19 protein-coding genes are annotated in these 24,173 nt (G+C 60.8%); 8 read left to right on the top strand and 11 right to left on the bottom strand.

All coding sequences use genetic code 11. The features are described 5' to 3' along the window. Positions 1-44 precede the first annotated feature (44 nt). Positions 45-425: a hypothetical protein gene (locus METH_RS13925; RefSeq protein WP_156927492.1), complete on the bottom strand. Its 381-nt coding sequence runs from the start codon at positions 423-425 to the stop codon at positions 45-47. 536 nt (positions 426-961) lie between these two features. On the opposite strand from METH_RS13925, the gene METH_RS13920 reads away from it, so the two are divergent. Then, entirely contained in the window at positions 962-1,675 is a 714-nt protein-coding gene (locus METH_RS13920; protein WP_024091112.1) for a trypsin-like serine peptidase, read from the top strand. A 69-nt stretch (positions 1,676-1,744) separates the two neighbouring features. Here METH_RS13920 and METH_RS13915 read toward each other — a convergent pair whose 3' ends face one another. From METH_RS13915 to METH_RS23975, 5 genes are all read right to left on the bottom strand, one after another. Continuing rightward, entirely contained in the window at positions 1,745-2,923 is a 1,179-nt protein-coding gene (locus METH_RS13915) for an HlyD family type I secretion periplasmic adaptor subunit (protein WP_024091111.1), read from the bottom strand. Next, positions 2,920-5,232 carry an ATP-binding cassette domain-containing protein gene (locus METH_RS13910; protein ID WP_024091110.1) on the bottom strand — a complete coding sequence of 771 codons (2,313 nt, stop codon included), beginning with the start codon at positions 5,230-5,232 and terminating at the stop codon, positions 2,920-2,922. Before METH_RS13910 ends, METH_RS13915 begins: the two co-directional genes overlap by 4 nt. Further along, complete coding sequence (locus METH_RS13905) at positions 5,229-6,518, bottom strand: TolC family protein (protein WP_024091109.1); 1,290 nt, start codon at positions 6,516-6,518, stop codon at positions 5,229-5,231. Before METH_RS13905 ends, METH_RS13910 begins: the two co-directional genes overlap by 4 nt. A gap of 72 nt (positions 6,519-6,590) precedes the next feature. After that, positions 6,591-9,110 (bottom strand): Ig-like domain-containing protein, encoded by a 2,520-nt coding sequence (locus tag METH_RS13900; protein ID WP_024091108.1) that lies wholly within the window; start codon positions 9,108-9,110, stop codon positions 6,591-6,593. Between the two features lie 311 nt (positions 9,111-9,421). Next, on the bottom strand, positions 9,422-9,757 hold the full coding sequence (locus METH_RS23975) for a hypothetical protein (RefSeq protein ID WP_156927491.1): 336 nt from the start codon (positions 9,755-9,757) through the stop codon (positions 9,422-9,424). An 85-nt stretch (positions 9,758-9,842) separates the two neighbouring features. On the opposite strand from METH_RS23975, the gene METH_RS13895 reads away from it, so the two are divergent. Genes METH_RS13895 through METH_RS13885 form a run of 3 tightly spaced genes read left to right on the top strand, consistent with a single transcriptional unit; the run spans position 9,843 to position 14,634 of the window. Further along, positions 9,843-11,777 carry a PrkA family serine protein kinase gene (locus METH_RS13895; protein WP_024091107.1) on the top strand — a complete coding sequence of 645 codons (1,935 nt, stop codon included), beginning with the start codon at positions 9,843-9,845 and terminating at the stop codon, positions 11,775-11,777. An 18-nt stretch (positions 11,778-11,795) separates the two neighbouring features. Then, on the top strand, positions 11,796-13,133 hold the full coding sequence (locus METH_RS13890; protein WP_024091106.1) for a YeaH/YhbH family protein: 1,338 nt from the start codon (positions 11,796-11,798) through the stop codon (positions 13,131-13,133). Next, a complete protein-coding gene (locus METH_RS13885) occupies positions 13,120-14,634 on the top strand; it encodes a SpoVR family protein (protein WP_024091105.1) in 1,515 nt (504 codons plus the stop codon). Before METH_RS13890 ends, METH_RS13885 begins: the two co-directional genes overlap by 14 nt. A gap of 115 nt (positions 14,635-14,749) precedes the next feature. Here the strand turns inward: METH_RS13885 and METH_RS13880 are convergent, their stop codons facing one another. Continuing rightward, entirely contained in the window at positions 14,750-15,862 is a 1,113-nt protein-coding gene (locus METH_RS13880) for an S-(hydroxymethyl)glutathione dehydrogenase/class III alcohol dehydrogenase (RefSeq protein ID WP_024091104.1), read from the bottom strand. 355 nt (positions 15,863-16,217) lie between these two features. Here METH_RS13880 and METH_RS13875 point away from each other — a divergent pair, with 355 nt between their 5' ends. Both METH_RS13875 and cueR read left to right on the top strand, forming a co-directional pair. After that, positions 16,218-18,725 (top strand): heavy metal translocating P-type ATPase, encoded by a 2,508-nt coding sequence (locus tag METH_RS13875; protein ID WP_024091103.1) that lies wholly within the window; start codon positions 16,218-16,220, stop codon positions 18,723-18,725. Continuing rightward, complete coding sequence (cueR, locus tag METH_RS13870) at positions 18,722-19,123, top strand: Cu(I)-responsive transcriptional regulator (protein ID WP_024091102.1); 402 nt, start codon at positions 18,722-18,724, stop codon at positions 19,121-19,123. The genes METH_RS13875 and cueR overlap by 4 nt, the downstream gene beginning before the upstream one ends. A gap of 62 nt (positions 19,124-19,185) precedes the next feature. Here cueR and METH_RS13865 read toward each other — a convergent pair whose 3' ends face one another. Genes METH_RS13865 through pcaC form a run of 4 tightly spaced genes read right to left on the bottom strand, consistent with a single transcriptional unit; the run spans position 19,186 to position 21,783 of the window. After that, positions 19,186-20,016 (bottom strand): 3-oxoadipate:acetyl-CoA acetyltransferase, encoded by an 831-nt coding sequence (locus METH_RS13865; RefSeq protein WP_024091101.1) that lies wholly within the window; start codon positions 20,014-20,016, stop codon positions 19,186-19,188. A gap of 14 nt (positions 20,017-20,030) precedes the next feature. Continuing rightward, a complete protein-coding gene (gene pcaG, locus METH_RS13860; RefSeq protein ID WP_024091100.1) occupies positions 20,031-20,651 on the bottom strand; it encodes a protocatechuate 3,4-dioxygenase subunit alpha in 621 nt (206 codons plus the stop codon). Beyond that, complete coding sequence (gene pcaH / locus METH_RS13855) at positions 20,651-21,388, bottom strand: protocatechuate 3,4-dioxygenase subunit beta (RefSeq protein WP_024091099.1); 738 nt, start codon at positions 21,386-21,388, stop codon at positions 20,651-20,653. The genes pcaG and pcaH overlap by 1 nt, the downstream gene beginning before the upstream one ends. Next, entirely contained in the window at positions 21,385-21,783 is a 399-nt protein-coding gene (pcaC, locus tag METH_RS13850) for a 4-carboxymuconolactone decarboxylase (protein WP_024091098.1), read from the bottom strand. The genes pcaH and pcaC overlap by 4 nt, the downstream gene beginning before the upstream one ends. A gap of 88 nt (positions 21,784-21,871) precedes the next feature. Here pcaC and pcaQ point away from each other — a divergent pair, with 88 nt between their 5' ends. Beyond that, on the top strand, positions 21,872-22,801 hold the full coding sequence (gene pcaQ / locus METH_RS13845) for a pca operon transcription factor PcaQ (RefSeq protein WP_024091097.1): 930 nt from the start codon (positions 21,872-21,874) through the stop codon (positions 22,799-22,801). A gap of 138 nt (positions 22,802-22,939) precedes the next feature. Next, a complete protein-coding gene (locus METH_RS13840; RefSeq protein ID WP_024091096.1) occupies positions 22,940-23,851 on the top strand; it encodes an MBL fold metallo-hydrolase in 912 nt (303 codons plus the stop codon). The last annotated feature ends 322 nt before the right edge of the window (positions 23,852-24,173 follow it).

The raw sequence follows: 24,173 nt of genomic DNA, 5'->3' as shown, positions 1-24,173 counted from the left end.
GGTCTGATCAGGAAGATGTTATAAAATCCAAGATGCTCCATCATCTATTTGACAGCCGGGTGATTGCGCTCGAAGTGAACATCATAAGGCGAAGCGGCAGAGGCAAACATAGAAAGGTTCTGAACCTCTTTCTCACCGGCCCCTCCACGGGTGCCCCAGGTTACGCCCAGGTCTTTCATTGCCTTGGCGGTCAACGGGACTGAGCCATTTGTCAGGATCGCGGCTTCGATGGATGCGAGATAAGATTGCAGCGCTGGTTTGCGGTCCTGAATCATGAATTGCATGAACAGTTCGGCATTGTGAACAACACTGCGCCGGAAGTTGCTGCTGCTGAAAGCAACCAGGACAATTGTCACAGTGAGTGCAGTTTCGATGACAAGCTTCGGAGGCTTGTGAGCCAACTTGAAGGAACGAAGTATTTCCAAATTTGCGACCTCCGGAACGCATCCTCCAGGCGGTGGATGCAGGAACTGACATACACAAGAACACAATACCAGATAGATTTTTTATCCGTTAGTTCTCCTTATGCTCACAAGAAGGATTGGACAGACGGCCGCAGTTCCAACCAGCGCGCGTTAACCATTTGGGCGGCAGCGCTGCCAGCATGCGGATGCACTCGCTGCATCGTTCGGCTCAGAAAGTGTGGAAAATGTTAACGCATCGCAAAAACGGGAGCCTCGATTCGGGGGGGATTGCCGGATTCAGTGATCGCGGGAAGGCGTGCGGCTGCGGAATTCTCTTTGTTTGTTGATGGCTTGGAACAAATGTTAATGGATTGTTTACTTTCTCTGGCGCCGCAGGGGGTTTTTTTGCCATGGTTAAGCACCAATAACCGGGGCGGTTAGGGAATTGTTAACGCCGCCACATTCTGTCCATGAATCCGCCCCAGCCTGGCGGCATTGGGCCTCATTCCAGCCGCACGCCTGAATGACGATGCGTCTGTGGGAAGCTGGAGTGGATAATGAGACTTCTAATTGCTGCGATTGCGGCGTGCCTGTCCTTGGGCATGCCCGTTGGCGGGGCTGCGGATGAGGCGCGGCCGAACGTCGGATCTATAGAAGGGTGGGAGGCCGTCGGACGGCTGAATATCTCAAATATAAACATGTGCACCGGGGCGCTGGTCGCACCGGACCTGGTGCTGACGGCGGCGCACTGCCTGTTCGATCCCAGGACGGGGGCGCAGGTTGACCCGTCCACGATCCGCTTCGAAGCGGGTCTGTCCGGGCGGCAGGCCGTGGCCTTGCGGCAAGTGGTGAAAGCGGTAATGCACCCGCAGTACCGGTACCGGCCTGCAGGCACCCATCAGATCGGCAGCGATCTGGCGGTGCTGAAACTTGACCGGCCGATCAGCCGCAGCCAGGTTCAGCCGCTGACAATGTCCAGCGGCGCAGCGCGGGGGGATATCCTGGGGGTTCTGTCCTATACCCGCAGGCATGCAACCCGGCTCAATCTGGAGCCATCCTGCAGCGTCCTGGCGCGGCAGAGCCGCACCTTGGTGATGTCATGTCTAGTGGAATTCGGCGCTTCAGGCTCGCCGGTGCTGGAAATGCGCCCGGGATTGCCGCCGCGGCTGGTTTCGGTGATTTCGGCCAAGGCCGCGATGGGCAGCCGCCGGGTGTCGATCGGAACGGCGCTGGACTCGACGCTGCGGGATCTGATGCGGCGGGCGGGCTAAGGGACCCGGCCGGCCAAGGGACAGTTTTCAGCCTGCCGTCAGGTCTTGGGGCAGGCGAATTCCTTTGCTTCAAGGCTCTCGCAGGGCTTCGCGGGACTTGTACAGCGGTTTCAGGAGGTATTGCAGCACGGTCTTGGCACCGGTCTGCAGTTCTGCGGTTGCCCGCATCCCCGGGCGGATCTCAATGGCTTGCTGGCGCTCGGTAAAACCGGATTTATCGACCCGCACCGTCACCCGGTAATAGGGTTCGGCGCGCGGATTGCGCTCATCCTCGAAAGTATCGGCTGAGACAAAATCCACCTTGCCGCGCAGGGAGCCGTAGATGGTGTAGTCATAGGCAGAAAGCTTGATTGTAGCGTCCTGGCCGGGCTGCACACTGGCGATATTCTCAGGCTTGATACGGGCTTCGACAAACAGCTCTTCGCCCAGCGGGATAATCTCCAGAATTTCTTCGCCAGGGCGGATCACGCCGCCGATGGTTGTGACAGAAAGGCTGTTGACGATACCGGCCATCGGCGAGGTGATGATGGTGCGATTCAGTTGATCCACCGCCAGCCGCTGTTCCTGGCGCAGGGTGGTCAGTTCGCGCAAGGTCCGGGAGTACTCCTTGGCCTGTTCCAATTCTGCCTGGGTGCCGATCTCGTTGTATTTGGCGCGGGCGTCAGTGCTTAGTTTGCGGGCCTTGTTCACTTCGATCAGGGCCACGATCTTCTGTTTGTAGAGCCGCTCCATATTGGCCAGCTCAGCATTCTGCTGGTCCAGGATCTGCTTGGCGCTGTCCCGGCGGCTGGTAAAGTCGGTTTGGCGGGCAATCAGCAGACCGCGTTCAGAGGACAGGATGCCGGGGGAACGCTGTGCCAACATTTCCGGCACCGTGAATTCAAAGGCGCCTTTCATTTGCGCCTCCAGCCGGTAGCGTTTGATTTCCAGCGCATCGATCTGGTTTTGCAGCTCATCGGCCGCGGCGCGGAATTTGGTGTCCTGCAGCTTGGCCAGCACCTGGCCCGCGGTGACGATGTCGCCTTGGCGCACCTGGAGTTCAGCCAGGATGCCGCCTTCGAGGTTCTGCACGATTTGGGAGCGGGAAGAGGAAACCACCTGGCCCTCGCCGCGGACAATTTCATCGATCGAGGCAAAAGCGGCCCAGATCAGGAAGGTCAGCAGGGCGGCGAGCACCAGGTAGATGATGCGGCTGGCGCTGCGCGTGGTCTCGGCGTTGCCGTAAGGGTCATGCAGAGCCGCGGTCATTTGCCTTCTCCGGCGGCCAAATGGGCCAGAACCTGATCCCGCGGCCCGTCGACGACCATCCGGCCCGATTGCAGGATCAGGGTGCGGTTGGTCAACGACAGAATCGGCATCCGGTGGGTGGCGATCACAGCGGTGCGGCCTTCCAGCCAGGTTTCCAGACGGCTGACCAGGGTGCGCTCCAGAGTCTGATCCAGCGCGGCTGTGGGCTCATCCAGCAGCACCACCGAGGGGTCCTGCAGCCACAGCCGTGCCCAGCCGATCGACTGGCGCTGACCGATCGACAGGCCATGGCCGCCATCGCTGATTTCCAGATCCAGGCCTTTGTGGTGGTTGCGCACATGTGCGCCGAGGCCGGCAAACTCCAGCGCGTCCATCAGCCGGTCGTCGTCGCGCTCCAGCTGGTTGAGGTTCAGGTTGTCGCGCAGAGTGCCGGCAAACAGGCGCACGTCCTGGCTGAGATAACCGATGCCCGTCCGCAGGTCGCGCGGGTCGATCTGTGCCATGTCAGTGCCATCCAGCAGGATGCGGCCGTGATCAGGGGCATAAAGCCCCGACAGCAGCTTGAGCAGGGTGGACTTTCCCGACCCGTTCACGCCCAGAACCGCAACCCGCTGACCGGGGGTGACCGCCACCGCTTGCACGTCGAGTGTTGGTGCAGCGTCGTCTTCGTAGCGGAACAGGATCTCGCGCAGGTCGAACCGGCCCTCGATCTTCTGACGGCGCAGGTAGGTGCGTTCCTTTTCTTTTTCCTGCGGCGCCAGGGCAATCGCATCCAGCCCTTCGAGTGCGGCCTTCACGTTGCTCCAGCGCGCCAATGTGGCCGCAAACTGGGTCAGCGGCGCCAAGGTGCGGCTGGTCAGAATACCGGTGGCGATGATTGTGCCGACGGTGAACTCGCCTGCGAAAACCAGTAGCGTTCCCAGCACCACGGCGGTGATATAGGTCGCTTGCTGCACCCCTTGCGACCAATAGGTGAGGGCGCTGGACAGCTTGCGCTGCTCGGTCGCGGAATGGGACGACAGCGTGTTCAGCTCATCCCACAGCCGCAGCACCCGCTCCTCGCCGCGCTGGGTTTTTACGGTGTCCAGCTCAGTCACCACCTCATGCAGCAGCCGCCCCGCCTTGGCGTTGGCGCCCTGGGTCTGGCGGGTCAGGGCGATCATCTTCTTCTGCATGAAATAGGCCGGCAGCAGCATCAGGATGCCGCCGGCGATTATCACCCAGACGACCGGCCCGGCGATCGAAGCCACAAGCAGCAGGAAAACGGCGATAAAAGGGATGTCGGCCAGGGTCGAGATGGTCGAGGAAGTGAAGAACTCCCGCACCGAGCCGAAATCGCGCATCGCGGCGAACAGGCCGGACGGCGGCAGCGGCTTTTTGTCCGAACGCATGCCGATCAGGCGGCGCATCAGGTTATGCTGCACCGACAGCTCGATCTGGCGGCCTGCGGCATCGGTCAGCCGGGCCCGGGCCAGCTTCAGCATCGCCTCCAGCGCAATGGCCAGGAAGGCACCTATTGCGAGCACCCACAGTGTGGCTTGCGACTGGTGCGGCACCACACGGTCATAGACCTGCAGCGAGAACAGCGCGACCGAGACCGCCAGGATATTGGCGACCAGCGATCCTAGCATGATTTCGCCAACTTGGCGGCGGTATTTCGGGAATTCGCTCCAGAACCAGTGGCCGGGGTCTATCTGCGGCGTGTGTTTCGCCGCCATATGCTTCAGCGAGGGGCGGGCCGACAGCACGGTGCCGGTGAAATAGGGGCTGAATTCACCCAGCGGCACCTCGGTGCGGTTGTCCGCACAGGCAGTGTCATAGATTGTCAGCACATCGTCTGCCTGGCTCAGCACCAGCACGCATTGCCCGCCGGACATGATCGCCAGGGCAGGCCAAAGGGGCGGGCTCAGCGGCTGTTTTTCAAGGATCTTCGGCTGCAGGCCAGTGGTGTGCAGCGCCTTTGCCAGCGAATGCAGTGAAAGGTCACCTGGGGTTTCGCTCCACAGAAAGGCGGCGACATCGCTCACCGGTACTTCGCTGCCCTTCAGGGCGGCCAATGTGGCAATCAGGCTGGCACGGTGCTGAATACGGGTTGCAGCGCCTTCCAGCAGCGAACCGACTTCAGGCTGGGTATCCTGCGGCTGGGTCTTTGGCTGCCGTTTGGCGGCCGGCGCCGGGGCGGGAGTGTTGGCCGGCGGCATGGCTTCCGGTGCCGCTACCGGAGGGCCGGACACAGGCACAGCCCGCAACACCGGTTTCTTGCCGGAGGCGGGGACGGCGCGCGGAGGCTTTTGCGTCGTGTCGGTCAAATCTTGTCCCCATCGGCCAGCAGCCCCAGGTCGCGCGCCAGCTGCAGCTGGATCAGCACCACCTCATATTTCGCGTCGATATAGGCCTGCTCGCGGCGCACCAGCTCTTCGTAAACCTGGATGACCTCCATCACAGGGCGCTGGCCCGCTTCGAATTGCTTCTGAAACAGGCCGAAAGTCTCGCGGCTGCGGCGCACCAGCGCTGCGGTCTCGCCTTCCTGGCGCCGGTATGACGCAATTTGCTGGACCTGGCGGCTGTAGGTTCGGCGGGCAATCTCCTCGGTCTCGCCAATCTGGCGGGTGGCGGCCTCCTTGGAGGCTTCCAGCGCTTGAATGGCGGCGGGCGTGCCCAACCCGAGCGGCTGGCCAACATCCAGGGTCAGCCCGGCACCGGATCCGTCTGAGGTCACATTGCCCGAGGCCGCAATCTGGGGCAGCAGCCCGGCGCGGCCGGATTTGGCTTGGGCAATGGTGCGTTCCGCTTCGGCGCTTGCCTTCAGCACGGAGAGGAACTGCACCTGCTCCGGCGGGGTGGCTATCCCCAGATGCGAGGGTTTCTGCGCAAAGGACCGGCCGGTCATCGCCTGCAGTTCTGCTCGCGCGGTAGCGGCGGCATCACGGGCGGTGGCTGTGGCCGTTCGGATGCCGCTGATTTTGCTGTCCACCACATTGAGGTCGGCGCGGTCCGACACGCCGCCGTCGACGCGTCCCTGTACGATGCGGCGGAATTCCTGCATCCGGCGCAGCGCGCGGTTGCCATAGGCGGCCTTTTCATCGCCCCGCAAGGCCGCGGCATATAGCCCGACAGCGGTTTCGACGCGGCTGTTCATGTCCTGGGACAGGCTGACGGCAGCCACTTCGACATCAGCGGCGGCAAAGGCGCGCTCGGCCTTGCGGCGGCCATTGTCAAACAACACCTGCTCAATCAGCAAGCCGGCCACCAGTTCCCCCAGATCTGTCAGGCTGACGGATGGGCCAAGGGTTGGCAGCCAGTTCTTGGAGGCTGCTTCGGCGCGCAGTTTGGCACTGATCAACTCTGCTTCGGCAGCGCGGGAAGAGGCGGCAATTGCGGCTTCGGCCACTTGCCCGTAGGCGCTGTCTTGCGTCAGCAGGGAACGGCGTTCCATCAGATCCCGGATCACTGCGGAGGAGGCCTCGCCGGTTTGCGAGAAATTGCTGCGCGGCGCGGTATCTGCGCTATCTCCGCCGCCGAACGGCAGCGTTTGGGCGCAGGCCGACAGGCTGCACATCACTGCGATGGCGCAAAAGAAGCGTCCCGGTTGCATCCTGCCATTTGCCCTTTTGTTTTAGGCTTTTAATGTATTGGGCCCGGTGGCAATGACCGCCGGGCCGATAGATCAGATCAAGACGTTGACGTCTTCGTCCACCGCCAGCGTGGTGCCGTCATCGCCGATGGTGTAGACGTTGAAGGTCTCGCCATCGACCGTTTCGGTGCCCGCAGCCGTTGCCCCGGTGATGGTAAGCGTGTCATCGGATTCGCCATGCACGGTGAGCTTGTTGGCATTGCCCGACAGTGCGTTGATATCGGCTTCGGTCAGGGTCAGATCGACCGCATCGGCATGGACCAGATTCAGCTCGTCGATGTTGAACTGCGCGAGGCCCGAATGATTCAGCACAGTTGCGCCGGCACCGTCTTCGAGAACCACCAATGTGCCGGAGCTGTTGCCGGCGTCGTCCACCCGGTTAACAACCAGGTGCGAGCCGTCCGGCACGTCTGCATCGAAGTCGTACAGGGTCTCGCCGTTGCCAAGATCGGTTTCAGTGCCGCTGACATCTGAAACACTGCCCGTGCTGGTCAGCTCATGTATCGTGTCGCCGGCCTCAAAATCGTCGCTGAAAACGCCGCTGACACTGGTGCCGGTGCTGATCACATCGCCAATGTTGGGGGCATCATATTCTGTGTCGACGCTGAATTCCTCAATCAGGGTCTGCGTATTGCCTGCCGGATCCGTGGCCGTGATTGCAGCTGTTGCCTCATAAGTGCCTTCGCGCAGGTCGCCGGCTTCAAACTCCGCAGTCCAGTTGCCGTCCGGATCCACAAGAGCGTTCCGGGTTACGCCCTGAATGGTGACTTGCACTGTCGATCCGGGTTCGACTGTGCCGGACATCGAGAGGCCCGCAGAACTTTCCGCCAGGCTCACCACATCGTCATCGGTCACGCTGTCCGAGGTGAAGGGCACTACCTCAGTGTCGATGGCTAGCGTGTCAGTGATTTCCGACGTGTTGCCAACGGCGTCCGTGGCAGACACAACCACGGCTGCATCGTAGCTTCCCTGAGCAATGTCAGCGGCTGCGAAGGATGCGCTCCAGTTGCCGTCCGCATCCACCGTGGCGGTTTCGGTCGCATCACCCAGTTGCACAACCACCGCCGAGCCCGGCTCAACCGTGCCGGTCAGGGTCACCCCGTCGCTGCGTTCGATCTCGTTTACGACATTATCGCCCTCGATGCTGCCGGAATTCAAAGCGAGCGGATCGACCACAGTGTCCACGTGGAGATCAGCCGTGGCAGTGGCCGTATTGCCGGCCGCGTCGGTGGAGGTCGCGCTGACAGTCGTGTCGTATTCGCCGGCGGGCAGGGAACCCGCTTCGAATTCGGCAGCCCAATTGCCATCCGCATCCACGGTCGCGGTGCGGGTTACGCCCTCAACGGTGACACTGACACTTGCGCCCGCCTCGCCGGTTCCGGTCAAAGTCAGGCCAGCCGTGGCCTCCGCATTGCTGACAATGTCATCACCGCCTGCCTGGCCATTGTCGATTGCCACAGCCGTTGTGGTGTCCACGCGGACAGTACCAGTGACACTGTCCGAATTGCCAAATGTATCGGTCGCGGTGACGCTGACTTCCGAGTCATATTCCCCGGAGGCGATTTCCGAGGCCGCGAAGTCAGCACTCCAGGTCCCGTCTTCGATTGCGGTAACCGTCCGGGTAACACCCTGAAATGTTACTTCCACTGTGGCGCCCGCTTCGGCGGTTCCGGTCAGGGTAACGCCATCTGCTGCTTCCGCGGCATTAATTAAATCGTCGCCTCCTGCCTGGCCCTCGTCGAGGTCGACAGTAGCAACCGTGTCGATCACGACCGAAGGGCCGTCCAGGTCGAATTCAGTCCCGTTCGGGTCGACCACATGCACTGTGGAGTCATAGTTCCCGTCTTCCGGCAGATCATCGACCGGGAAGGTGACGCTCCAAACGCCGTCGTCATCGACGGTTGCGGTGGCTGTGGACGTGCCGACAGTGACGGTCACTTCGGATCCCGGTGCGCCGGTGCCTGTAATAACGACAGGTTCGGTCGTGGATCCGGAAACCGGGTAAGAGGCATCAGGGTCATCGACTGTCGGGACAATGCCGTTCGTCCCTCCGCTGTCACTGCCGCCACCGCCGGCGATTGCTGCAGCGCCAACGACGCCTGCTGCGGCTCCGGCTGCGCCGAGCCCGCCGAACAACGGTGCGGCCAGCGGCGCTACCACCGGCTCGATGCGGTCAACGTCCAGGAACACCATTTCGTCATAGGCGCTCCACTTGCCGGTCAGATCCAGCGGCTCATAGGTGGCGAAGAGCATGCCGCTGGATTTGTCTTCCAGCACAACCTCGGTGAAATCGCCGTCCTGGCTGAGGAACAGGTTCTTCCCGCCGGATGAACCGTAGGAATAGTAGTTCTCAATCACCAGTTCCTGGCCGTTAGCCAAGTTGATATGCAGGTTGCCGCCTTGGCGGGAGTAGCTTTCGACATCGGCAGGGCTGAGATTCAGCGAAATATCTTTGGCATGGGCTGCGTCGATACGCGCCGGTGTGTCTTCGGAAAAGTTCCCATGCTGTGTAGTGCCCGCCATATCGCGGGTAATAAATGCAACTGTGCTCATTGTAATACCACTCATCTGTGCGCTGCGCAGCCGCAAATTGGCGGATGCCGCGCCGTTCCGTTGCCTGTACGTTTGCCCATCGGCCATCTTTTGCGGCCATTTTAAGGCCATACTGTTACAATTTTAATAGACCTGTCCAGTATGAGCGGGCCGTCCGAGAGGCGGTTTTCTTGGTAACCGTGTCTTGGCTGCCGCAGATTTTTGAAGGTTTTTTGTGCTCTTGTGATGCTGTGCCAGCCGGGGCGCCCGCCATGAACGGCCAGCAGGCGCGCGGTAGAATGTGCAAATCATTGTGCCCGCGGGGAGCGCAGTCAGGGCCGGGGAAAGCTGTCTTCGATACCCGGGTCGCAGCGATGGTTGACGACGAAGCCGTTGAAATTTTGCGGCGCAGAACGGTCTTGCAGCGGAGGTGATCGCTGGGATGTGAAGAGAAATTCCCGCAAAAGTTTCTGGCAATTAATTAAAAGTACACCACTTTCAGATAGTAAGAAGTTCGTAATTGGTGTAAGCTCGAATGTAAGTAACATGACGCCGAAAGCCCCGGTGCGCCGGGCGCAGGCCGCCGCCAAGAGCGGCCAGCCGGACGTAGTACGCCGGCAGCGGCGCTGAGCAGAAATCAGAATTCTAACACTGACGCGGACATCCATGCCCACGTGCTGGGCACTGTCTGTCCGTGCGCGAACCAGAACGCCAGGAGGACCGGCGCCAGCTAACCAGGAGGCTTGATCCAAGATGAAAGACATTGCCGAACTTTTTGCGGAGCAGTACGGCGAAACCCGCGAGCAGGAAATGCCGCTGCAGGACTACCTGAACGCCTGCCGCGACGATCCCAGCCTGTACGCCAACGTCGCCGAGAGGATGTTGAAGGCAATTGGCAAAGAGGAGCTGGTAGACACGTCCAAGGACTCGCGGCTCGGGCCGATCTTTCAGAACCGCACAATCAAGCGCTACAGCGCCTTTCACGACTTCTTCGGCATGGAGGACACGATTGAGCGGATCGTGGGTTACTTCCGCCACGCCGCGCAGGGGCTGGAGGAGCGTAAGCAGATCCTTTATCTTTTGGGCCCGGTTGGCGGCGGTAAATCCTCGCTGGCGGAACGTCTGAAGCGCTTGGTCGAAGAGCAGCCGATCTATGTGCTGAAAGCGGGCGATCAAATCTCGCCGATTTTCGAAAGCCCGCTGGGCCTGTTTGACCCGGTCCGCATGGGTAAGATCCTCGAAGATGAATACGGCATTGTCCAGCATCGACTGCCGGGGCTGATGTCGCCTTGGGCGGTGCAGCGGCTGGATGAATTCGACGGCGATATCAACAAGTTCTCTGTGGTGCGCATGTACCCATCGCGCCTGCGCCGCATCTGTGTGGCCAAGGTTGAGCCGGGCGATGAGAACAACCAGGATATCTCAACTCTGGTTGGTAAGGTTGATATCCGCCAGCTGGAGCATTTCAGTCAGGACAACCCGGATGCATACAGCTTTGCCGGCGGGCTGAATCGGGCGACCCAGGGTATTCTGGAATTTGTCGAGATGTTCAAGGCGCCGATCAAGATGCTGCACCCGCTGCTGACGGCGACCCAGGAAGGCAACTACATGGGCACCGAAAGCTTTGGTGCGATCCCCTTCAGCGGCTTGATCCTGGCACATTCCAACGAGTCCGAATGGCAATCCTTCAAGAACAACAAGAACAATGAGGCCTTCATCGACCGGGTGTCGATCGTCAAGGTGCCGTACTGCCTGCGGGTTTCCGACGAGTCGATGATCTACGATAAGCTGATTGAGCACAGCGAACTTCGCAATGCGCCATGTGCGCCGGAGACGCTTAAAATTCTCAGCCGCTTCTCGGTGCTGACCAGGCTGAAGCCGCATGAGAACTCAAACCTTTACTCCAAGATGCGGGTCTATGACGGTGAAAGCCTGAAAGACACCGACCCCAAGGCCAAGACGGTGCAGGAGTATCAGGACCGCGCCGGCGTGGATGAGGGGATGAACGGCATCTCCACCCGCTTCGCCTTCAAGGTGCTGTCCACCACCTTCAACTTCGACACAGATGAAGTGGCCGCGGATCCGGTGCATCTGATGTATGTGCTGGAGCAGATGATTAAACGCGAGCAGTTTCCGCAGGAGACCGAACAAAAGTATCTGGAGTTCATCAAGACTGAACTGGCGCCGCGTTATGAAGAGTTCATCGGCAACGAGATCCAGAAGGCGTACCTCGAAAGTTATACAGAATACGGCCAGAATGTCTTTGACCGCTATATTTCCTACGCGGATGCCTGGATTGAGGAGCAGGATTACAAGGATCCTGATACCGGCCAGCTTTATAACCGCGAAGTGCTGGACGCGGAGCTTTCGAAGATCGAAAAGCCGGTTGGCATTGCCAATCCAAAGGACTTCCGCAACGAGGTCGTGAAATTTGCCCTGCGCCACCGCGCAAACACCGGCAAGAACCCGGCTTGGAACTCTTATGAGAAGCTGCGCGATGTGATCGAGAAGCATATGTTCAGCCAGGTCGAGGAACTGCTGCCGGTGATTTCTTTCGGATCAAAAAAGGACAGCAAGACTGAAGGCAAGCATCAGGAGTTCGTCGAACGGATGCGCGGCCATGGCTACACTGACCGCCAAGTGCGGCGTCTGGTCGAATGGTACATGCGCGTCAACAAGGCGGGCTAAAGAGGAGCGCTGTGCAACATGCATCATTTCATCGACAGGCGCTCCAATCCGAAGGGCAAGAGTCTCGGGAACCGGCAACGGTTCCTGCGGCGGGCCCGGGAAAACATTAAAGAACGCGTCGACCGGTCGGTCCGGGGAAAATCGATCCAAAGCGGAAGCGGTGTCCCGGACGAAGGCGAAAAAGTCACTATCCCGACCAGAGGGCTGAAGGAGCCGCGGTTCTTTCATTCCTCAAAAGGCGGCTTGCGCCGTCATGTTCTGCCCGGCAACAAGGATTTTGTTGTCGGCGACACCATCAAGCGCCCCGACGGCGGTGCGGGCGAGGGCGGCCGAAAGGCATCCGAGGACGGGGATGGAGCGGATGAATTTTCCTTCACGCTAACGCAGGAAGAGTATCTTGAAATCCTGTTTGAGGGTCTGGAACTGCCAGACCTGGTGGAGAAGGCAACGGTGGAAACCGAAACCATCGGCACCCGCCGGGCTGGCCTGACCACCGCGGGCACTCCAAACAATCTCAATCTGGTGCGCACAATGCGGAACTCTTTGGGGCGCCGGATCGCATTGCAGCGTCCGACCACCAAGTCCCAGCGGGACCTGGAAGAGCAGATCGCCGAACTGGAAGCGCTGGAGGAACGCAGCCCGCCGCAGGAGGCGTTTCTGGCCGAATTGCGACAGAAGCTGGAAGGCATCCTCCGCAAACGCAAGGTCGTCGGCTATATCGACCCTCTGGACCTGCGGTACGATACCTTTGTGCCTGAGAAAATCCGCAATTCCCGTGCGGTGGTATTCTGCCTGATGGACGTCTCAGGCTCCATGCAGGAGCGGGAAAAGGATCTCGCCAAAAGGTTCTTCCTGCTGCTGCACCTGTTTCTGGAGCGCTGCTATGAACACACCGAACTGGTGTTCGTGCGGCACACTCATCACGCCCAGGAAGTGGACGAAGAAACCTTTTTCTATGCCCGGGAAACAGGCGGCACTATCGTGTCCACCGCGCTGGAGAAGATGAAGGAGATCATCGAAGAGCGTTACCCGCCTGATGAGTGGAACATCTACGGGGCGCAGGCCTCCGATGGTGAGAATTTCGGCAATGACTCGGTGCGCTGCAAAAACCTGCTGCTGAAAGATCTGCTGCCGGTCAGCCAGTTCTATGCCTATGTGGAAATCGTCGATGAGGCGGCGGAAATGCTGCTGAACAACCCTGAAGCAGGCGAAGACCTGTGGCAGAACTACCGTGAGGTGAAAGGCCAGGCCCAGCATTTCGAAATGCAACGGGTCTCGCAGCCCGGCCACATCTATCCGATTTTCCGGGAGTTCTTCCTCCCCAAAGTGAGAGGGGCACAGAATGCAGGCAGCTGAAAAGGCGCGCAAGCCGCTGTTCGACGGGCCGGAATGGACCTTTGAACTGATGGAAAAGGCGCGCGACGCGATCGAGAAGATCGCGCTCGAAGATCTTGGGCTGGACGTCTATCCGAACCAGATCGAAATCATTTCCGCCGAACAGATGCTGGACGCCTATTCCTGTGTCGGGCTGCCGCTGATGTATCAGCACTGGTCCTTCGGCAAGCATTTCGCCCGAGACGAGGCGCTTTACCGCACCGGCCGCCAAGGGCTGGCATACGAAATTGTTATCAATTCGAACCCCTGCATCAGCTACAACATGGAAGAAAACACCATGGCGATGCAGACGCTGGTTATGGCCCATGCGGCCTTTGGCCATAACCATTTCTTCAAGAACAATTATTTATTCCAGCAGTGGACTGATGCTTCTGGCATTCATGATTACTTGGCCTTTGCCAAAAACTACATTGCCGCTTGTGAAGAACGGTACGGCCCCTGCGCGGTCGAAGAGGTGCTGGACGCGGCCCATGCGCTGCAATCCCAAGGCGTGTTCCGCTACGGCCGCCCGCCCAAACCGACCACGGAAGAGCTGGTCGCCATGCAGAAGGTTCGCGACGGCTATGAAAGCGGCCAAAGCGTGCTGGATATCTGGACAGACACCACCTTGGGCCGCGACAAGCTGGAACTGGTCGAGGATGCCTCTTTCAGCGCGCGCCGTAAGCAGATGAACCTGCCGCAGGAGAATGTGCTTTATTTTCTGGAAAAGCACAGCCCGGCGCTGGAGGCTTGGCAGTGCGAAATCCTGCGCATCGTGCGGATGCTGGCGCAGTATCTTTACCCGCAAAAGCAGACCAAGGTGATGAATGAAGGCTGCGCGACCTTCGTGCACTATTACATCATTAACAAGCTCTATGAGCAGGGCCAGATCACCGAAGGCGCATTTATGGAAATGATGCACAGCCACACCAATGTAGTGCTGCAACCGGAATTCGATGATCAGCGCTATTCCGGCATCAACCCTTATGCGCTGGGCTTTGCGATGATGCAGGACATCCGCCGCATCTGTCAGGATCCGACCGATGAGGACCGTGAGTGGTTCCCCGATTTCGCCGGTGATCCCGATTGGCGAAAAGTGATGCGCGATGCCTGGGCGAATTACCGCGACGAAAGCTTCATTCAGCAGTTCCTGTCGCCGCATCTGATCCGCAAGTTCAAGCTGTTCACGCTGACCAATGACGCCGACCTGCCGAATCTGGTGGTGAGCCAGATCCACAACCGCGCAGGGTACAAGGCGATCCGCCGCGATCTGGCAAAGCAATATGATCTGGCCTACCTGGAGCCGGATATTCAGGTGACAGACGCGGATCTGCGCGGCGACCGGGAATTGAAGCTGACCCATACCGTGCGGGATGGCATCCATTTGGATGAGGAAGATCAAGAAGAGGTGCTGAAGCACCTGCGCCGTCTTTGGGGGTATGATGTCAGCTTGGACGCGGTTGAAACGGCCTGCGAAAACTGACTCCAGTCATGGGTCTGTGCCCGGTTTTTTTTGGGGGCCGCTTTTCAGTCCGACTGCGGAAATGGAAACGCAGGCCCCGAGGCCTGCGTTTCGCTGATTGCGATCTGGATGCGGCTTAGAATTCCACCACTGCGCGGATGGACTTGCCTTCGTGCATCAGTTCAAAGCCTTCGTTGATCTGATCCAGGGTCAGCTTGTGGGTGATCATCGGGTCGATCTCGATCTTTCCATCCATGTACCAATCCACGATCTTGGGCACATCGGTACGGCCCGAGGCGCCACCGAATGCGGTGCCGCGCCAGGACCGGCCGGTGACCAGCTGGAACGGACGGGTCGAAATCTCGGCGCCCGCTGGGGCCACGCCGATGATGATCGATTCACCCCATCCCTTATGCGCCGCTTCCAGTGCGGTGCGCATGACATTGACGTTGCCGGTTGCGTCAAACGTATAGTCCGCACCGCCGCCGGTCACTTCGACCAGATGCGCCACCAGATCACCCTCGACTTCCGCTGGATTGACGAAATCGGTCATGCCGAACTTCGTGGCCATTTCCACTTTGCCGGGGTTCAGGTCGACACCGACGATCTGGTCTGCGCCTGCCAGGCGAAGGCCTTGGATCACGTTGAGGCCGATGCCGCCGAGGCCGAATACGATAGCACGCGAGCCGATTTCCACCTTGGCGGTGTTGATCACAGCACCAATGCCAGTGGTGACGCCGCAGCCGATATAGCAAACCTTGTCGAACGGTGCATCCTCACGGATTTTCGCCAGTGCGATCTCCGGCACCACGGTGTGGTTCGCAAAGGTCGAGCAGCCCATGTAGTGATGAATCGGGGTGCCGTCCTGCATCGAGAAGCGGGTGGTGCCATCAGGCAGCAGGCCTGCGCCCTGCGTGGAGCGGATTGCCTGGCACAGGTTGGTTTTCGGGTTGAGGCAGTAGTCGCACTCGCGGCACTCGGGCGTATAGAGCGGGATCACATGGTCGCCCGGTTTCAGGCTGGTCACGCCTTCGCCGACCTCAATCACGATGCCTGCGCCTTCATGACCCAGGATCGCCGGGAAGATGCCTTCGGGGTCGTCGCCCGAACGGGTGAATTCGTCGGTATGGCACAGGCCGGTTGCCTTGATTTCCACCAGAACCTCGCCCGCTTTCGGGCCTTCGAGGTTCACCTCCATGATTTCCAGCGGTTTGCCGGGGGCAACCGCAACGGCGGCGCGGGTCTTGATCATGTGACTGGTCCTTCGTTCTTATTCTTCGGGGCCGGGCCGCCGCGGGGCGGATCCGGTTGAATGCACAGCCAGCAGCAAGGCCGCAAGCCGGAGTGACCCAGCGTTACATTTGCAGACTGGCGCACGCAAGCATTGCCATGGCATCCTATCAGGAGCGGGGTGCCGGGCTTGCCTCTGAATGCGACGGCTGACTGGCGGTCCGCGCCATCCTTGCAGGAAGAAAAACCGTCTTTTCCAGCAACTTGCCTACAGGCTTCCAGTTTTGGGAAGGAAATTTGCGCAGAGGTCTTGACCTTCCCCTGACTGGAACCCTCATATGATCTTGCATAGGATAAAATCCCGCAGGTCTCCCATGTCAGAAAACACCCGAATTTCACTGCAAATCACCAACTTGAGCTGTGCAGGCTGCGCCGGGCGCGCAGAACGCGCCTTGGCAGCGGTCGAGGGGGTCCAAAAGGCCTCAGTGAACCTTGCGAATGCAACCGGTCAGGTCGCGGCCGCCCCGCGAGTGCAGCTGGAGCAGCTGACGGCTGCACTCAAATCTGCCGGCTACCCGGCGGCAGAATCCGAAGTGACGCTGGCTCTCAGCGGCATGAGCTGCGCGTCCTGCGTTGGACGGGTGGAACGGGTGCTGCTGGCGGTGCCAGGGGTGCTGTCGGCCAGCGTCAATTTGGCGAGTGAGACTGCGCAGGTCCGCTTTTTGACGGGAACAGCCCGGGTTGCTGATCTGACGCGTGCAGTGACCGAGGCCGGCTACCCGGCCCGTCCTAGCGGCGCGGCGGAGGATGAGACGGAGCAAGCCAGTCAGCGCAAGTCGGATGAGATCGCCGCGCTGAGGCGGCAGGTTCTGATTGCTGCTCTGCTGACGATGCCGGTCTTCGTGATCGAGATGGGCGGCCATATGATCCCGGCACTGCACCATTGGGTGGCGGCTAATTTAGGGATGCAGAACAGCTACTTGTTGCAATTCACCCTCACTACGCTGGTGCTGGCGGGGCCGGGGCGGCAGTTCTATGTCAAGGGCTTTCCGGCGCTGTTCCGGGGGGCGCCGGACATGAACGCGCTGGTGGCGCTGGGCACCAGCGCTGCCTACGGGTTCTCAGTCATTTCCACCTTTGCGCCAAGGCTGCTGCCTGCAGGCACCGCCAATGTCTATTTCGAGGCAGCGGCGGTGATCGTGGTGCTGATCCTGACCGGCCGGTTTCTGGAGGCGCGGGCCAAGGGACGTACCGGAGCGGCGATCCGCAAGCTGGCCGGGCTGCAGCCGAAAACCGCTATGGTCGTCGCCGGCGGCGAGGCGGTGGAAACCCCGGTCGAGGAGATCGCTGCAGGTGATATGATCCGGGTCCGTCCGGGTGAACGGATTGCGGTAGACGGCGAGATCGTTTCCGGCAGCTCCTATATCGACGAAAGCATGATCAGCGGCGAGCCGGTACCGGTGGCAAAGGCTCCGGGCGATGAGGTGACCGCGGGAACCGTCAACGGCAATTCCGCGCTGGAATTCCGCGCAACCCGCGTTGGGCGCGACACTGTGCTGGCGCAGATCATCCGTATGGTGGAGCACGCGCAAGGCGCCAAGCTGCCGGTGCAGGGGCTGGTGGACCGGATCACGCTGTGGTTCGTGCCTGCGGTCATTGCAGTAGCGGCGCTGACGGTGCTGGCTTGGTCGCTGTTCGGACCGGCGCCGTCCTTGCCGCTGGCTCTGGTTGCGGGCGTCTCGGTGCTGATTATTGCCTGCCCTTGCGCAATGGGGCTGGCAACGCCAACCTCGATCATGGTGGGGATCGGCCGGGCCGCGCAGATGGGCGTGCTGTTCCGCAAGGGCGATGCGCTGCAGCGGCTGCAAGAGGTGCAGGTGGTGGCGCTCGACAAGACCGGCACCTTGACCGAGGGGCGCCCGGCGCTCACCGAACTGATCTGCGCTGAGGGCTTTACCCGCGAGGAAGTGCTGCGTCTGTCCGGTGCCGCAGAGGCCCAGTCGGAACATCCCATCGCCCTTGCCATCGTGGCTGCAGCAGGGAAGGGGCTGCCACAGGCTGACGCCTTTGAGGCGATCCCGGGCTACGGCCTGCGGGCGGAGGTCGACGGGCACGCGGTCCTGGCCGGTGCTGCCCGGCTGATGGTGCGTGAGGGTATCGAACTTGGGGCGCTGGCAGCAGAAGGCGAGAAACTGGCCAAACGTGGTGAAACCCCGCTGTACGCTGCCATCGACGGGCGGGCCGCGGCGGTGATTGCGGTGGCAGACCCGATCAAGCCGGGCACGCCAGCGGCGATCAAGGCTTTTCATGATGAGGGGTTGAAGGTTGCGATGATCACTGGCGATGCCACGGCCACGGCGCAATCAATTGCCGCACGGCTGGGCATCGATGCAGTGAAAGCTGAATGCCTGCCCGCAGACAAGGTGGCCGCGATCCAGGACCTGCAGGCGGAGCATGGCGCGCTGGCCTTTGTCGGCGATGGCATCAATGACGCCCCGGCGCTGGCCGCGGCGGATGCCGGCATTGCCATCGGCACCGGCACCGACGTGGCGATCGAGGCGGCGGATGTGGTGCTGGTCTCGGGTGATCTGCGCGGGGTGGTGAATGCACTGACCGTTAGCCGCGCCACCATGCGCAACATCCGCCAGAACCTGGGTTGGGCCTTCGGCTACAACGTGCTGCTGATCCCGGTGGCGGCCGGGGTTCTGTACCCTCTTGGCGGGCCGCTTTTGTCGCCGGCGCTGGCGGCAGGCGCAATGGCGCTGTCGAGCGTGTTTGTGCTGTCCAACGCCCTGCGCTTGCGCCGCCTGAAACCCGCCATAGATGAAGATCAGGCGGGGCCAGCGTCCCTAGCCGCCGGCGGACGGGAGGCGCGCGCATGAATATTGGAGACGTATCCAGCCGCTCGGGCCTGCCGGCCAAAACCATCCGCTATTACGAGGACATCGGCCTGATCAAGCCGCATCGCAGCGCCAATGGCTACCGTTGCTTTGCCGAGACCGACCTGCACAAGCTGGCCTTTCTTGGCCGGGCCCGGGCCTTGGGCTTCACCATTGAAGACTGCCGTACCCTGATGGCGATGTACGAGGATGAAAGCCGGGCGAGTGCAGACGTGAAACAGCTGGCGCTGGAGCACCTCACCAAGATCGAAGATAAAATCGCCGATCTGCAGGCAATGCGGGACACATTGGGGGATCTGGTCGAATGCTGTGCGGGCGACAATCGGCCGGATTGCCCGATCCTGAAGGATTTGTCCGGCGGGGAAGGGCGCTCCGGCTAAGGCGCGGGAAGCCTGGCGGACTTGGGCGTGGCTTCGGGCCTTGCGGCCCGAAGCGGCCGGCGTCAGGCGGGCCGCAGCTCCAGGATTTCGCGGGCCTGCTGCCAGGTCGCGACAGGCCGCTCGTATTTCTCGCACAGCTCCGCAGCACGTTTCACCAGTGCCGCGTTCGACGGCGCCAGCGTCTCGCGGTCCAGCCGCATGTTGTCTTCCAGCCCGGTCCGGGTATGGCCGCCCGTGGCGATCGACCACTCGTTGACCTGGATCTGCCCTGGCCCGACCCCGGCGCCGCACCATTCGGCCTCGGGGGCCAGCCGCTGCATGGTCTTGACGTAATAATCGAACACGTCCCTGTCGACCGGCATCGCGTTTTTCACACCCATAACGAACTGCAAATAGAGGGTGCCGGGAATGCGCCCCTCGCGGTTCATTTTCACCGCCTGGTGGATATGCGAGAGGTCAAAGGCTTCAATCTCGGGTTTCACCTCATACTTGCGCATCTCGGCGGCCAGCCAGTCCACCAGGTCGGGGGCGTTTTCATAGACCCGCGACGGGAAGTTGTTGGAGCCAACGGACAGCGATGCCATGTCAGGACGCAGGCTCAGCATGCCGCCGCGCTCGCGCCCGGCGCCCGACCGCCCGCCTGTGGACAGCTGCACGATCATGCCGGGGCAGTGATTGTGCAGTCCCTCCATCAGCCGCGCAAATTTCTCCGGATCGGAGGTCGGCGTCTGATCGTCGTTGCGCACATGGCAATGCGCGATCGAGGCGCCGGCCTCAAACGCCTCATGGGTGCTTTCGATCTGTTCGGCAATGGTGACCGGCACCGCCGGGTTGTTGGCCGTGGTCGGCACAGAACCGGTGATGGCCACGCAGATGATACAAGGTTTACCCATCAGTCTAACCCCTTTCAGATGTCGAAAAAGACGGTTTCACCATCGCCCTGCAAGCAGATGTCAAAGCGGTAGGCCACGGTGCCGTCGCGCTCGCTGCGGCGGGCGATCAGGGTCTGTCGGCGGTGCTCCCATTCGATCAGGCTCAGCACCGGGTCGGCGGCGTTGGCCTGTGCCTCGTCGTCGAAATAAATCCGGGTGTTTAGACCCGTGTTGATGCCGCGGGCGACGATCAACAGGTTGATATGCGGCGCCATTATGTGGCCGTTGCGGCCCATCACCGGGCCGGGTTTCACGGTGTCAAACTCCCAATTGCCGGTCCCAAAGTCGGTAATGACCCGGCCCCAGCCGCGAAATCCGTCTTCCACCGCGCCGGCATGTTCCGGGTGGGCATAGATACCGTCAGCATTGGCCTGCCAGACCTCCAGCAGAACATCCTTGACTGGTGATCCGGTGCCGTCCGTCACCATGCCCTCCACGCGGACACGCTCACCCTTGGCGTTGGGGCCGGCAATGTCGCGGCCAAGTTCCTGATCGTAGATCTCGAATCCCGCTGCACCGGGAGCGAGGCCGATGTGGACATACGGGCCCGCGGTTTGCGAGGGAGTTTCCTTAAGGTAATGCGGTAGCTGCGGCATCAGTTTCCCTCAAGCCGGTTTTCAAACAGGGTGGACCGGCGCCCGCGCAGCACGATGTCAAAGCGGTACGCCATAGTGTCAAGCGGAATGGTGGCATTCATGTCGAGGCGCGCGATCAGCATCTCCACTGCTGCCGGGTCGGGGATTGTGTTCACAATCGGGCAACGGGCGATCAGCGGGTCGCCCTCGAAATAATGCTGGGTGATCAGCCGCTGGGCAAAGCCGGTGCCAAAGACCGAAACGTGTATATGCGCCGGCCGCCAGTCGTTCACCCGGTTGCGCCAGGGGTAGGCGCCGGGTTTTACAGTGCGGAAATGGTAGCAGCCGTGTTCATCCGTCAGGGTCCGCCCGCAGCCGCCGAAATTTGGATCCAGCGCCCCCAGGTAGGTGTCCTTTTTGTGCCGGTAGCGGCCAGAGGCGTTGGCCTGCCAGATCTCCACCAGCGTATTCGGCACCGGACGCGCGTTTTCATCCAGCACCCTGCCATGCACGATGATCCGCTCGCCGATCGGGCTTTCGCCGGGCTGGGCAAAGTTTGTCAGAAGATCATTGTCGGTGGCGGCGATGTCGTTGTGGCCGAATACCGGACCGGTGATTTCGCTGGCGGTGTTTTCCAGGCTGATCAGCGGATATTGCGGCGCGCGGGTGACCGAGGTCTTGTAGTCTTGCGACACTGCGGCTGGATGCCAGCGGCGGTCGCGGGAATAGAATTCCCCCTGTTCCGGCAGCGTGCTCATGCGGGGTCTCCTCCCTCGGCGGCCATTTCGGCATAGGTTTCCTTGGCCAGCTTCAGCGCGCGGTTTGCGCGCGGCACTCCGGCATAGATGGCGGCATGCTGGAAGACCTCGATGACATCCTCCTGGCTGGCGCCGGTTCGGGCGGTGGCGCGGATGTGCATCGGAATCTCGTCGAAATTTCCGGTGGCGGCCAGCAACGCCAGTGTCAGCATAGACCGTTCCCGCAGTGAAATCCGGTCCGAGGCCCAGACCGTGCCCCAGGCAGCTTCGGTGATCAGCTCCTGAAAGGGGGCGTCCAGCGCAGTTTTGGCAGCCTCGGCGCGCTCCACATGGGCGTCGCCAAGCACCTTGCGCCTGATTTGCATGCCCTGGCTATACCGGTCCTGCTGCGTCATCCTGCTCTCCTTGTGATGAATTAAGTATCGCATATCGGAGCTGATCTGTATAATCTTGAATAACGCATGAAATCATAACCAGACCGGTATGCTGCTATCGTCTTCATTGAAACTGCGCCATCTTGAGGTCTTCGTTGAGGTGGCCCGCAAGATGAGCGTCACCCAGGCGGCCGGGGCCTTGGGTATGACGCAACCCGCGGTGACACGGGCGTTGCGCGAATTGGAGGAAGTTTGCGGCAAGCCGCTGGTCGAAAAGCATGGCCGCGGAATCCGGCTCAGCGGGTATGGTGAGCTGTTCCGGGATCATGCCGGTCGCAGCCTGGCGCTGGCGCGCGACGGGGTGGCGCTGTTGCGTGGCCTGGACGAGGCAGATGGACCGCTGGTTGCCATTGGCGCATTGCCCACCGTCGCTGCCGATCTGGTTCCGGACACGCTGGCGCGACTGCACGGATGCAGCGGTACGCCGGGGCGGTTCAGGGTGATGTCCGGTGACAACCAGTATCTGATTGATCAGCTGCGCCGGGGCGGGCTGGATTTGGTGGTTGGCAGGATGCCCGCGCCGGAAACTATGGCGGGCGTGGAATTTGACCCGCTCTACCGCGAGCGGGTGGCGGCCGTTGTCGCGCGGGACCATCCCTTAGCTGGAGCCGGGCATGTGCCGACTTCAGCATTTGAGGACTACCCGGTGCTGATGCCGTCTGAAGGGTCGATAATCCGGCCGTTGGTCGAACGGGTGTTTCTGGAGCAGGGTCTGCCACTGCCCCGGTTTCCGATCGAAACTGTCTCCTCCACCTTCGGGAGGCGCTTTGTGCTGGCGCACCGGGCGATCTGGATCATCAGCCAAGGCGTGGTGCGGCCGGAGCTGGAAGCTGGCAGCATGGCAGTGCTGCCCTTGAATACGGACAGCACCCTTGGCCCCGTGGGGCTGTGTGTCCGGCGGGAGCATCAGCTTTCGGCTGCAGCCCAGAGGTTTTGCGCAGCCCTGCGAAAAGCTTGTACAGCACAGGGGCTGACCTAAAAGCCGCTCATGTCTTGGTATGCCGGACTGAGGCATCGCCGTGCGGTTCTCTTATTGTCCCTTATTGCCGTAAGGATGTAACATTCATCAAACATTGTTTGTGCATTTGATTGCGCGGCGAGACGGAAAGGAAATGGTATGGCATTTACCAGACGCGAATTTGGCGTGTCGGCTGCAGCAGGACTGGCCGTGGCGGCTGTCCCCGGCTGGTCTTCAGCGCAAATTACATTGGGCAACAAGCGGATTGCGACGGTTTCGGACGGTTATCTTAATTTGCCGCCGGAGTTTCTGTTTGACGGGCTAGCGCCGGATGTTCTGCAGCAAGCACTGGAACAGTACGGGCTTCCCGCCGGGCCGCTGACGCCGGATGTGAATGTAACCTTGCTGCGCGAAGAGAGCAGAGTTGTTCTGTTCGATGCGGGTGCCGGACCTGGTTTTCAGGAGAGTGCGGGAAACCTGCCCGGCGCGCTGGATGTCCTTGGTGTCAGGCCTGAGGAGGTTACACATGTGGTCTTCACGCACTGCCATCCCGATCACCTGTGGGGAGTGCTGGATGATTTTGATGATCTGCTGTTTCCCCGCGCGGCATACCTGATGGGGCAGAGGGAATGGGACTACTGGTTCGACCCGGAGACCGTAGACAGCATTGGCAGCAGCCGGGCGGCGATGGCCATTGGAGCCCGGCGCCGGATGGAACAACTGGAAGACAAAGTGCAGCTGTTCCGGGACGGCGAGGAGATCCTGCCGGGAGTGGCTGCTGTGGCTACACCAGGCCACACACCGGGGCATATGTCTTTTGAAGTCCGCGATGGCAGTGACGGTGTTCTGGTATTAGGGGACGCGGTGGGCAATCATCACGTGAGCTTTGCTGAGCCTGGCAGGCCGGTTGGTGCTGACCAGGAACCGCAAAAGGCTGCTGCGACACGGATGCGCCTGCTGGACCAGCTTGCCGCCGGACAAATGCAGCTGATCGGCTATCATTTACCCGGTGGCGGTATTGGCCGGGCAGAACGCTTTGGCAGCGGCTACCGCTTTGTGCCAGCGGCATGAGCGCCAGTATCGGAACGACACGGGCCGAGGCCTGAAGATTTGGGTTTCGATGCAGGTAGGAAGCCTCCATAAATTTTCTTGGCGGAAAAAGATGGTCCTGCTCTTCCCGAATGGATGGTTTATTGCAGTTTATGCGTGCGGGTTTGCGCCCCAAAGGGGGGCAAGTCCGTCTTGCTGCGGGGAGACTGTAAGTTACACTAAATCCAGTTACTCCAAACGTCTATTTATCTGTGGGTCGTTATGCGAGACAGAATGCAAGCCTCAGATGTGATCGCTGGCTTTCAGGAATTAGCGTCGAGGTAAATTGATAAGAAATGCAATC

The organism is Leisingera methylohalidivorans DSM 14336 (assembly GCF_000511355.1).
Classification (GTDB): Bacteria; Pseudomonadota; Alphaproteobacteria; order Rhodobacterales; family Rhodobacteraceae; genus Leisingera; species Leisingera methylohalidivorans.
The sequence above is the reverse complement of the archived record's forward strand: the minus strand, read 5'-3'. Positions and strand labels throughout refer to the sequence as shown.